General features: G+C 40.0%; 8 protein-coding genes. 4 read left to right on the top strand and 4 right to left on the bottom strand.

The window, feature by feature from the left end; genetic code table 11:
- Positions 1–134: 134 nt before the first annotated feature.
- Both CDC37_RS15745 and CDC37_RS15740 read right to left on the bottom strand, forming a co-directional pair.
- A complete protein-coding gene (locus CDC37_RS15745) occupies positions 135–977 on the bottom strand; it encodes a metal ABC transporter permease (protein ID WP_096626291.1) in 843 nt (280 codons plus the stop codon).
- 117 nt (positions 978–1,094) lie between these two features.
- Entirely contained in the window at positions 1,095–1,868 is a 774-nt protein-coding gene (locus CDC37_RS15740) for a metal ABC transporter ATP-binding protein (RefSeq protein ID WP_096623008.1), read from the bottom strand.
- A 229-nt stretch (positions 1,869–2,097) separates the two neighbouring features.
- Here CDC37_RS15740 and CDC37_RS15735 point away from each other — a divergent pair, with 229 nt between their 5' ends.
- Positions 2,098–3,072: a metal ABC transporter solute-binding protein, Zn/Mn family gene (locus CDC37_RS15735; protein WP_096626289.1), complete on the top strand. Its 975-nt coding sequence runs from the start codon at positions 2,098–2,100 to the stop codon at positions 3,070–3,072.
- A gap of 133 nt (positions 3,073–3,205) precedes the next feature.
- On the opposite strand, the gene CDC37_RS15730 is transcribed toward CDC37_RS15735, so the two are convergent.
- Positions 3,206–3,661, bottom strand: a complete 456-nt coding sequence (locus CDC37_RS15730) for a Uma2 family endonuclease (protein ID WP_231943081.1) — start codon at positions 3,659–3,661, stop codon at positions 3,206–3,208.
- A 131-nt stretch (positions 3,662–3,792) separates the two neighbouring features.
- Here CDC37_RS15730 and CDC37_RS15725 point away from each other — a divergent pair, with 131 nt between their 5' ends.
- From CDC37_RS15725 to CDC37_RS15710, 3 genes are all read left to right on the top strand, one after another.
- The gene (locus CDC37_RS15725) at positions 3,793–7,215 is read left to right on the top strand and encodes a PAS domain S-box protein (protein WP_096623006.1); all 3,423 of its coding nucleotides are present in this window, start codon (positions 3,793–3,795) and stop codon (positions 7,213–7,215) included.
- Positions 7,216–7,524: 309 nt separating this feature from the next.
- On the top strand, positions 7,525–8,622 hold the full coding sequence (locus tag CDC37_RS15720; protein ID WP_096623004.1) for a saccharopine dehydrogenase family protein: 1,098 nt from the start codon (positions 7,525–7,527) through the stop codon (positions 8,620–8,622).
- A gap of 795 nt (positions 8,623–9,417) precedes the next feature.
- Complete coding sequence (locus tag CDC37_RS15710; protein WP_096623000.1) at positions 9,418–9,612, top strand: hypothetical protein; 195 nt, start codon at positions 9,418–9,420, stop codon at positions 9,610–9,612.
- Positions 9,613–9,873: 261 nt separating this feature from the next.
- On the opposite strand, the gene CDC37_RS15705 is transcribed toward CDC37_RS15710, so the two are convergent.
- Entirely contained in the window at positions 9,874–12,957 is a 3,084-nt protein-coding gene (locus CDC37_RS15705; protein WP_096622998.1) for a two-partner secretion domain-containing protein, read from the bottom strand.
- Between the last annotated feature and the right edge of the window lie 53 nt (positions 12,958–13,010).

Raw genomic sequence — 13,010 nt, 5'->3', positions numbered from 1 at the left:
GTTGTCGATTCCTACTCTGCCATCTAATGTAAACCAGAATGGGAGTGAGGGGGTATACAAGTTCTGAGGTAATATTAATTAGTTCGTCTAAGAATTCGGGTTATTAGCCAGATTATTTGATTTCATCCAGACTTCTAACCAAAGAAAGGTAATTTAATTATTCCGTGACGGGGACTAAATAGGAATGCTAGGATGAAAAATCCGGATGCTACTAGGACAATGGCTGGACCGGAGGGGTAGTTGAAAAAGTAACTTAAATACATGCCAGATATACTTGATAATATACCAATAATGGCGGCAGTTAACATGACTTGATGAAGGCGATTGACCAGTAAATAGGCTGTAGCGCTGGGTGTGATTAGTAGGGATAAAACTAAAATTACACCGACTACTTTCATGCTCGCGACGATGGTGAGGGCTATTAGGAGCATTAAACCAAAGTTGAGGTAATTGACGTTAATGCCTGCTGCTTGTGCCCCTACGGGGTCAAAGGTATAAAATAATAGTTCTTTGTAAATGGCAAAGACGACTATCAAGACAAATAGGGTAATAATTGCTGTGTCACGGACTTCCGGAGGGGTGACGCTGAGAATGTTGCCAAAGAGGAAATGATTCAAATCGATTTTATTAGTTTTTTGAATTACCGTAATTAATATTACACCTAGAGCAAAAAAAGCCGAGAGGACAATCCCCATTGCTGCATCTTCTTTAATCGGCGATCGCGTTTCTATCCAGGTGATGACCAATGTACTAATCACCCCGGCAATAAATGCACCGATAAAAATATTACCACCTAATAAAAATGCGATCGCTAATCCTGGTAACACGGAATGACTAATGGCATCTCCTAACAGAGCTAGTTTGCGTACCATTAAGTAACTACCAACTACTGCACACAGGATACCAACGAGTATGGCAACTATCAAGGAACGTTGCATAAACCCGTATTTTAATGGTTCTAATAGGTTTGATAATATCAACACTTTGTTTAGATGAAATTTTTTTTGATGAAAATATAGGGGAATTGGGTTTGGTTTTTGAATCGATTGGTAGAGACAAACCGTCGGGTCGTCTCTATGTCAACCGTCAACAATTCACGCTGCATCCGTAAAATAAATTACCTGACCACCGTAGGCTTGCCGGAGATTTGTATCCGTAAATACCTGCTGACGCGTACCACTGGCTATCACCCGTTGATTTAACAGGATTAGGTCGTCAAAATTAGCGATGGATTCCCCTAAATCATGGTTCACCACCAAGACGATTTTACCTGCATTGGCTAGTTCATGGAAAACCTCAAAAATAATCCCCAGGGTTTTCTGGTCAATCCCCACAAAGGGTTCGTCAAAGCAGTAAATATCTGCATCAGTGGCTAAAGCACGGGCTAAAAATACTCTCTGTTGCTGTCCTCCAGATAATTCTCCGATGGGACGGTGGCTAAAATCAGCCATTTCTACCCGTGCTAAAGCTGCTTTGGCTATTTGCCGACTTTGGGCTGAAAATTGTCGCAACCACCCGGTTTTTTTCACCCTCCCCATCATTACCACATCCCATACATTGGCAGGATAGGTCCAATCAATTTGACTACGTTGGGGTAGGTAGGCCACTTTTTCTAGCTGGTGGACTAGGGGTTTTCCTTGATACATTACTTTTCCACTATGGGATACCAATCCGAGCATTGCCTTCATCAGCGTACTTTTACCGGCTCCATTGGGTCCAAATATACCCGTAATCCGTCCCGGTTTAACGATGAGGTTTACATCTGACAGGGCTAAAACTTCTCGATAATTCACACTGAGATGATTCACAATAATTCCCGCAGGGGGTTTGGGTGCGGTATTTTTTTTGTCTATAGAAATTACGCTCATCCCTTAATACTCCCACTTATACCATTTTTGGATTACTCTAACGAGAAGTCCTACGGACTATAGATTTGAGATTTCCCTGACGGGAACCCCTTGTTATATCAGGGTTTCATCTTTCTATCTGTCGTATTCTCGCCAAATAATGAAAAGATTATGAAAATAATATACCCTAAAAAATGAGGCAAAGATGAAAACTGTGGAAAAGATTACAAAACGCAATCGGAAGAGAAAAATGTGGAAAAATCGTTACCTGGTTAGGATTGGTAGTTGGGGATGGGGGAAAACGGGTAAATTCGGATTTTGTCTGATTTGTAGTACTTTGATTATCGCTTGTCAGTCACCGAATCCGTCTGTGTCTGAGGATGGGAAAGCGGGTCAACCAAAGGTAGTGGTTACGAATACGATTATTGGGGACTTAACGGCAAAAGTTGCAGCAGACAAGGTGAATTTGGTATCCTTGCTTAGACCTGGTGATGACCCCCATGTGTACGAACCGACACCTCAAGATAGTCGTGCTTTGGAATCAGCGCAGTTGGTGTTGTACAACGGTTATAATTTGGAACCTGGGATTATCCGAATGATGGAATCAACCAGTCGTCAAGCTAAACGGGTTGCGGTGGGGGAGGTTGCAAAACCTTTGACTTTATCAAAAAATGGTGAAACTGTTCCCGACCCCCATGTGTGGGGAGATGTGAAAAACGCTATTCTGATGGTGGGAAAAATTCGCGATGAGTTAGCAGGTGTATCCCCCGAAAATAGGGCTTTATTTACTAAAAATGCGGAACAGTTAATTGCCGAATTAAAGAAGTTAGATAATGCGATCGCACAACAAATCCAAACTATTCCCCCGCAAAACCGGAGGTTGGTGACGACCCATGATGCGTTTCAATATTACGGTAAAGCTTACGGAATCGAGATTTTAGGTACGTTGATCGGTATTAGCACTGAAGAACAACCTAGCGCTCAAACTGTGAAAAATCTGGTGACAACGATTCAAAAAAGTCGAGTTCCCACCATCTTTGCAGAAACAACCCTAAATCCAGATTTAATTAAAACTGTTGCTCAGGAAGCTAATGTGAAATTAGCCACAACACCATTGTATTCCGATTCTATTGACGTTAGAGGTAGTCGGGGAGACTCCTATATTAAAATGATGCAGGAAAATACAAAAACCATTGTGGAAGGGTTGGGAGGAACAGGATTTTAGATTGTGGATTTGGGATTTTAGGTCGTGTAGAGACGTAGCATTGTTACGTCTGTGCTTTGAGTATATTTTCAGCAGTTGCATTCATTTCTGGGAAAGTTAGGGATACAATTTGTTGATTACCAGTAAATACCGTTTACTTGTAAGTCTTTCCTTGCAAAAAGCCAACTGTCACCTGTTCCGTTAAGGGGTCAACAATCCAATACTCATCCACACCAAAGTCTGCATATTCTGGGGTTTTGATGCGATAATCGCGGTCAATCGACTCAGGGAATACCACCTCAACAATCAAGGGGGGTGGGGTTTTCAAAATTGCAGAGGTATTTTCAATTGCAGCAACTTGTTGGGGAGTTATCATCAACACATCTGGTCGTCTCGGTTGTTTGTTGGTTAGAACTTCAACACCATTAGCACGAGGTTCCAAACTTAATCCCAAACGCTGCTTTTCCAGAAAGAAACGAACCACTAGAAAAGTGATAATAGCTTCATGTCTACCAGTTCCAGGAGGCATTTCTACTAATACCCCATTTTCGTCCAGTTCGTAACGCTTGTCCGTACCATCATCGTAAGCTAAATACTCCTCCAGAGTCATCTTTATTGGGACATAATCACCTCCAGTTCGGATGAAATGGCTATGCAAAATCCAAAATCCAAAATGATATTACTGCCATGATTTGGGAAATATAAATACCAGTAACCCCAATCGAGTTGTGGTGATTTCCTATGGCTGAAGATATAACCGAAAAGATTCCATCTACAAACAACCTGACTACGGATATTGACCATCAAAGTCCAAGCAAACAGCTGCAAAATCTACCATCAACGGAACTTTTGGTCAAACTTTCTCCCCATGCGATCGCACTTCTTGATTGTAACATGCGCTATGTGATGGTTTCTCCGTGTTGGCAGGAAAATTATGGTTTGAGTCATCAGGATATCATCGGTAAATCCCACTGTGAACTTTTTCCCCATTCTCTCCCCTATTGGGAGGAAGCATACCGTTTGTGTTTACAACAGCATCAAACCATCTCTAGGGAGGATTGTTTAGTTCGTCCTGACGGCGATTTGGAATGGTTGAGGTGGGAAATCCATCCCTGGTACAGCGAAGATGGAGATGGGGTGATTGGGGGTGTAATTATGTTCACTGAGGTCATCACTGCAAGTAAACGTCTCCAGCAGCATCTTTGTCTCCAGTCGATATTAACAGGTATTATTGGTGAGTTTACTAACTTTTCCCTAGCTAGTGGTAAATTTCTAGAGGACGTTTGCTCCGGTTTAAATTGGGACGTTGGTCAACTCTGGATGTGTGATGGGCAAAATCATCAACTTAATTGCGATCGCACCTACCTCCATCCCCATCAAGAATCGTCTCTGTCCTGGGAATTAACTGCAATTAATCAATACCTAATCGATTCCCACCTCTTACATCAAGTCATCTCACAGGTAAAACCGATGTGGGTTGAGACGGATGTAACAGCAGGGATAAATTCTGGTTTAGCCTTCCCTATTATATGCGATCGCGCTGTTGTTGCGGTAATTGTTCTTTTAAGTCCAAAAAAGCGCTTTCAGGACTTCCATTTGTTAGAAATCATGCTCAACGTTGGCAAAAAACTGGGTCAATTATACAAACGCCAGCAAATTGAAACCCAATTACAACAGTCCCAAGAACAATTAGCAGCCAAAATCGAGAAAAGAACAGCACAACTACGTCAAATGCAAATGCGTTTATCGCGACTGATGGACAATGTTCCGGGAATGATTTATCAGTTTCGTTTAGACCCGGATGGAAGCCAATCGTTTCCCTATGTGTCCTCTGGATGTGAAGAGATTTACGGAATCAAAGCACAAGCTATATACGAAAATGCCTATGTATTGTTTGGGGTGACGGAACCGGAAGATTTACCCATATTAGAACAAACAATCATTGAATCAGCCCAAACATTGGCAAAGTGGGAATTAGAATGGCGCATTACGACTCCCTCTGGTGAAAAAAAATGGTTAAAAGGAGTTTCTAAACCAGAATTACAAGCAGATGGAGTAATTATTTGGGATGGTTGTATTGTCGATATTACGGAACGGAAACAAGCGGAAATATCCCTAGCGGAACTGAACGAACAACTAGAACAAAAAGTTACAGAAAGAACTAATCAGTTGCAGCAAATTCAAACACAATTGCAGCAAATGACTGATAATATTCCGGGGATAATTTATCAGTTTATTTTAGATACAAAAGGAAATCAATATTTTATTTATATATCTTCTGGATGTCGAGATATTTATGGAGTTGAACCGCAGCTAATTTTAGAAAATTCCATAGATATTTTTGCCAATATTCATCCGGAAGATATTCCCAAAATGCAGGAAAGCATCCTACACTCTGCCCAAACCTTAGAAAAATGGGAATTAGAACACCGAATTATTACTAATTCTGGTCAACAAAAATGGCTAAAAGGTATTTCCAAACCCCAATTACAACCAGATGGTGCGATTATTTGGGATGGATGCATATTTGATATTACAGCACAAAAGGAGGCAGAGGAAAAAATCCGGGAACAAGAAGAATTTCTCCGCAGTATTTATGAAGGCACAGAACATTGCGTATTTGTTTTTGATGTTCTGGAAAATGGTGAGTTTCGTTATTCTGGGTGGAATAAATCTACTGAGAAAATAACTGGTTTAAGTTATGAAGATGTGATTAATAAATCTCCTCAAGAATTATTTCCTGGAAGTCAAGGAGAAGTAATTTATCAGCGCTATCAAACCTGCGTACAAACGGGAACAACAATTAGTTACGAAGAATGCTTAAAATTCCATGACACGGATATGTGGTTTTTAACTACAATTAATCCCATTAGAGATAGCTACGGTCGAGTCTACCGATGTATTGGTACATCTTTGAATATCACAGACAGAAAGCAAGCAGAGGAAGCCTTAAGAGAAAGTCAACAGCGTTTACAAACAGTGATTTCCTCGGCTCCGATTATTCTCTTTGCCATCGATAAAGCCGGATATTTTACCTTTTCCGAAGGTCATGGATTAAAAAAATTAGGACTTCAAAGAGGGGAAGTTATTGGTACATCAGTTTATGATATGTATCAAGATACGCCAGAAATTATTGAGCAAATAAATCGAGCGCTTCAAGGTGAAGAATTTACTTGTATATCTGAAATGCCTGGTATTTGCTTTGAAAGTCGTTATTCACCAGTTTATAATCAAGCGGGGGAGGTAACAGGAATAATTGGCGTTTCCGTTGATATTACTGAACGAAAACAAGCGGAAATACAATTACAAAAACAAAAGGAAGATTTACAAGCTGCACTACAAGAAATTAAGCGTACTCAAACCCAACTGATTCAAAGTGAAAAAATGTCTAGCTTAGGACAAATGGTAGCAGGTGTAGCCCATGAAATCAATAATCCAGCCAGCTTTATTCATGGGAATCTCATTCCTGCGAGCGAATATACTCAAGATTTATTACAGCTAATTCAACTTTATCAACAATATTATCCAGAACCAGTTGCAGAAATTCAAGAAAAAATTGCAGCCATAGATTTACCCTTTATTCAGGAAGATTTACGGAAAATTTTCACCTCCATGCAGGAGGGAACTAGAAGAATTCGCGAAATAGTTTTATCCCTACGTAATTTTTCTCGCCTAGATGAAGCTGAATTTAAAACAGTTGATATTCACGAAGGAATTGAAAGCACTTTACTGATTTTACACAATCGTCTCAAGGGCAAACCAAATCAGTCAGAAATCCAAATTATTAAAAAGTATACTGCAATTCCCCAAGTAGAATGCTACCCTGGACAACTAAATCAAGTATTTATGAATTTACTGACAAATGCGATTGATGCACTAGAAGGAATTGTCAATCCTTGTATTACTATTAGTTCCCAAATCCTTGCTGATAATTACGTACAAATTCAAATTACAGATAACGGAATTGGCATTCCTACAGAAATAATTGGTAAATTATTTGACCCATTTTTTACCACCAAAGATGTTGGTAAAGGAACAGGTTTAGGTTTATCAATTAGCTATCAAATAATTGTGGAAAAACACCAGGGTCGATTATATTGTCAATCCACTCCCCAGGTGGGAACTACATTTGTGATTGAAATTCCCATTCAACATCGAATATGAATGGGGTCGGTGGAGAAAATTATTGTTATAGGCAGGGAGAGACGCGATATATCGCGTCTATACGGGAGTCGTGACAAAATGACGACTGGAGGAGAGAAAAGAAGTGAATGCTTCCACTAAAAACCTGATTTGATGGAAAATTGATGCAAAAATGGGGATACTCCTAACCACTGACGGTCAACACTCAACAAAACCCAAAAGTAATTATAAAACGAATATGGGTTTTAGCTAACTACCTTCTAGATAGATGACAGTGATCCAGCAAAATAGTTGAAATAATTATAATTAGAAGATAATGTGTAAATCTCCATGACAAACAAAGTTTTAATTTTAGGTGGAAGTGGTCGAATTGGTGGCAGTGTTGCTGAAGATATTCATCGCTATACCCCTGCTCAGATTACAATTACTGGACGTAAATTTGAGATAGATCATAATCATGATTTTACCTATCTCAGCCTAGATTTAGATGATATTCAGACTCTCAATCAAGCCATTGCAGAAAGTAATTTAGTCATTCATTGCGCTGGACCATTTCATTTTCGTGATACCCAAGTTTTAGAAGCATGTATTAAATTTGGTGTGAATTATCTGGATGTCAGTGACCACCGTTCCTATACCGCTAAAGCACTCAAATTAAATAATCTCGCTCAAACCGCAGGAATTACCGCCATCATTAACACAGGTATTTTTCCCGGTATTTCTAATAGTATGGTGCGTCAATGTGTGGAAGCATTAGATGAACCAGAAACTATCCATCTAAGTTATGTTGTATCCGGTTCTGGAGGTGCAGGAGTCACCGTCATGCGCACTACTTTTTTAGGTTTACAAAATCCCTTTGCGGCATTAATAAATGGGGAATGGCAACAGATAAAACCCTATACACAACGGGAAATAATCGACTTTCCTCTACCCTACGGTCGTTGTGGTGTTTATTGGTACGATATGCCAGAAACATTCACCTTACCAGCAACTTTTCCTACGGTAAAAACAACCATTACCAAATTTGGTTCCCTTCCCGATTATTATAATCACCTAACCTGGATTACAGCCCATGTATTTCCCAAATTTTGGATCAAAAGTCAGGTGGGGATGGAGTTTTTATCCCAGGTCAGCCATATTATGACCGATGTCACCGATCGATTTACTGGGATTGGTGTGTCGGTACGTGCATCTGTCACCGGAAAGAAAAATAATATCACGAAAACGATTTGCAGCACCTTCACCCATGCTAACACTGCGATCGCTGCTGGATGTGGTACGGGAAGTATTGCCCAACTATTACTATCTGGAGAGTTACACAAACCTGGAGTACACCCCCCAGAAGCTGCTTTACCCACCGATTTATTTACCAAGATGATGGAACAACGGGGAATGCAAACCCATATAATTTCAGATTTTGGATTTTAGATTTTGGATTGGGTCAGGAACGGAGGAAGTAGGAAAAACTACTTGCACCTGTTGTTGGTGTAATACCATTTCACTCAAATTTTGACACATTTTCTTCCCCTGCTTTCTAGCTAGATGTGTCAACACCAAAGTAAAACGGTATCAGCAGTACATGCATGACTACCCCCAACAAGCCATTTTCGCTAGCAAAAACCCTGACACCAAGGATGTCAGGGCTGAAAAATGAAATCCATAAATTTCGATGGGAGATATCAAACCGAAAACACCGATTTATTTCGATCTGATTGTTAATAAATGTAACTTTTTGTAACGAATTAGTCAAGACTTGGCTTTTATTTAACTTCTCGCTTGCAAATAGGGAGTGGGGAGTAGGGAATAGGAAAAAAGCCCTTTCTTTCATAAGTGTTTAGTGTAAGCAGTACATGTGACTATTAACGAATAATCCCCAGAATTTGCTGGGAATGGGGAATTACAGTCGCAATACGGTTCGGATAAGAAAATTCATAAACCCCAAATAATTGTAGAGACGAGATATATCGCGTCTCCCGAAACCACAACGAAAAATCATTAACCGAACCGTATTGATTACAGTCGTTAGCTGTTAACAGATAAATTTTCACCAAATAATAATCTAGAAATTGTACAGGGTAAGGATAGAAGGGATAGTTCTCTTGCACTACATAAGACTTGTCCATACTACCTGGAAATAAATACCCGTGGGGATTTCCAAATGTTTTCGGTTCTCTTTGATGGATAAGTCTCTAGAAAAATCGAAAATCTCAAATCCAAAATCGAATGGCTTCGACACATTCACAAAAAGTTCTCAAAACCTTGAATGAAAAGTTACTAGTAACCTTTCAAAAATACTATGGTGACTTGAAAATCGGTGATATGTCCCCAGAGGAATTCATCCAAACCTATGGAGCGATTCCACAGGAGGATGATAATTCCCCATTATCTAAGGATTCTCAAAATATGGGTGATACATGACACATTTTCTTCCCCTGCTCCCCATCAGGTATCAACTCCAAAGTAAAACGGTAGGAAATGCGATCGCAATTTTGCGTTTGATATTTTCTCATCCGTCTCCATCAATAACTGGAGTTGATTGTGGATTAATGACCCACCAAAACCTAATCCTGGATTTCTCGCGCAACGAACTTATTTTTTTCTACTTCCGTCGAGACCACCCGACGGGTCATCTCTACTCCCTATTCCCTTTCAATTTTCTGAGAATTTGCTCCAATGCGGTTATCCATCATTTCCCAAACAAACTGCTCTATCGGCAAAATTAGCAGAACCGTGGGGTAAATTAGCCACCAATACCACCCTTCCATCCGGACGACGAATCCATCCCTGAGCTTCCACTATTCCCACTGATTTTTTTTCTTCCCCCAATACCTGTGTTGAACTCTGGAGCGATAATCCAGTCGTATTCTCCAGATTAGCAGGTAAATTCACCAACTCCCTAGTATCAATATCACCTGTAAACACTTCAAAAAGACTTGGTGGTAAACTTCCACCCCGTCCAGTCACAGTGAATTCACCAATTTTTTTCACCGCATCAGCACCCCGAGGACAAATTCCCCCAATTTGATCGCTTTTATCCAGAATCTGATTCGGTAAATCGATAATTCCTTTAATTGGATCATCACTTGGTGTATTAATTTCCGTTGTCCCCGCTAAGGAAGCAGATGCTCCGGTTGCGGTGATGTCACTTTCTGGAGTGAGAAAATCACGAGCTTCAATACCTAAAATTGCTTGGGAAGTAATTCGGACTCGACCACCTCGAAAATCCGCAGAATTTGCAGTGATATCACTATTTTCTAATCCTGCTAATACCCCAGTATTGATATTAATATTGCCAGCGACAACATTTGTACCCGTAGCATTAGTCGAAATTAAACTACCACGACGCAGAATTACGGCAGTAGCATTCAAATTAATTTTAGCTTGTTCTTGAATAATATTAGCGCTACGAGTATTCGCAGAAATAATTGCGTTATTATTTAAACGAATTTTATTGCTATCAATATAAATATTCCCAGCGCTACCATCACTCAATTCCGAATCAGCAAATATTTTTGCACCATTATTCACCAATAAAGACCGAGCTCGAATATTAATATCCCCTCCATTACCAAAGGTTCCCGCAATTCTCCCCCTTTGGGTTGCACCACTGGTAATCCGCACATCAGCACCATCTAAAGTCACCGATTCGGCATTAATAAATATATTTCCTGCATCTCCCTGTCCTTGGGTTCTGGTATTGATTTGGTTATCACCAGAAATTGATAGAATCGGTGTATTAATAGTAATATTACCACCCTTGCCTACCGCTTCTGGTTCCACTTGGGTAAAAGCTCCGGTGGTAAAATCTTTAGAACTACCGCTAAAAACAACTCGCTTGCGGGCATTAATTACAATGTCACCTGCATTACCCTTTGCTTCCGTATCTGCACGGAGATTAGAGCCACTATCAATCACCAGGGAACCGGTTGTAATTCTAATATCTCCTCCTTTTCCCTCTCCTCCCTGACCACTTTCAGTTTCGCAAGCGCAGGTAACTTCGGTGAAAATATCTGCACTTCGCAATAGTAAAACTTCCTGATTTGCATCGATAATCACACTACCGGAATTACCCTTACTTGCGGTGCTAGTAGTAATTTGGGAATTGGATATACGCAAAGAACCTGTTTTAATGCTTATATCGCCACTGTTTCCCTCTGCTTCATCATTAACTCGACTGAGAATTAATGTTTCTGGTATCCTTCCTCCAGCAATTTCACCTGCATTATCCAAGGAAACTAAATCACGAGCAGTAATATCAACTCCTCCCGAATTTCCCCGTCCATCGACATTAGAAGAGATAACTGCTTTATCACTCAAAAATAGGGAACCCGTATTTATTTTTATCCCTCCGCTATTTCCTTCTCCACCAAAACCAACATCATTGAAAATTACACTTCTACCTTCACCAAATAAAGAAACTGTATCACGGGCTTTAATTTCAACTTTTCCCACACTTCCTGTTCCAAAAGTACCACTACCAATGGCAGCTCCTTGACGAATATTTAAGCTACCAGTCTCGATAAATATATTTCCTGCTGTTCCTTTTCCTCGAATTAATTGTGCAAATAAGCCAGTAAATCTTCCCTGAATACCTGCATCTAAATCAATTGTTTGATCCACGTTAATTTTCAGGTCTCCCGTATTTCCCTCACCAAAGTTTAAAACTCCAATTTGTGTACCGTCGTTCACCTGTAAATTTTGAGCGTTAATGAGTATATTTCCCCCATTACCCAATCCTTGATTATTGACACTATTAAAAACTCGACTGTTGTTATCAACTCGAAGTAAACCTTGAGCATCTATCTGAATATTACCTGCCTGGATACCAAAGGAACCCAAACCACCCAAAATACCTGCTAGAATACGACTATTATTAATAGTGATATCCTTGCCAATCAAATGAATATCACCGCCACCTCCAGCCGTAACAAGTAATCCGGCTCGATTTGTTAAAGCAATATTTCCCCTTTCTACATTACTGGGTATTTGCAAACTTAAATTCCCAGAACTTTGATTTAATTCAATCGTACCGTTCCCTTTAATTCCAGCAACACCAATCTTACCACCAAAGGCGACTAAGCCACCGCCATTGATATTAACATCACCACCAACTAACAACAAACTTTGACCATCGCCTACTCGCAAACCAAAGGTATCAAAGGTATTTGTTGGGTCTAAACCTGCACTGGAACGGGAATTATTGGTAATCGCAGCATTTTGATTAATTTGATGATAAATTAGCGCACTGGGATTAACTGTTAATAATGGTGGTGCTGTTGGATTGGTTGCATCAAAAAATCCCTGGTCGCCAAATTTAATTCCATTGGCAGTTGAAGCGACGACAGAACCACGTACATCTAAACTAGCATTTTCTCCAAATATAATCCCATTGGGATTAATTAAAAATAAATTGGCGATACCATCCACACCTAATCTGCCAAAAATGTTAGATGGATTGCTACCTGTCACTCTTGTCAAAATATTAATTACTTCCGGTGGATTCTGAAAATAAACCCTTTGTCCTTGATTAATATTAAACTCGCGAAAGCTATGGAAAAGATTTTTTTCTCGTTGCAGACCACCGTTAATTAAGTCGGCATTTTCACCCTTGATAGAAATGTTAGGAATGATGCGAGAAGCGTCTTGACCAAGGGTCTCATCGGGTATAATGCCGGGTGTTGCCTGCGCTAATACTGGTGGGCTGATCAACCCACCTAAAGTGTACACAAAAAGCAGCCCCAGCGATTTTTTTGTGTAATCCATCGCCTAGCCCCTGTGATTATTTACTAATTTTAATGGGAGTTTATGAAAGGTTG

This window comes from Calothrix sp. NIES-3974 (assembly GCF_002368395.1).
Taxonomy (GTDB): domain Bacteria; phylum Cyanobacteriota; class Cyanobacteriia; order Cyanobacteriales; family Nostocaceae; genus NIES-3974.
This window is presented reverse-complemented; position numbering and strand designations above follow the sequence as displayed.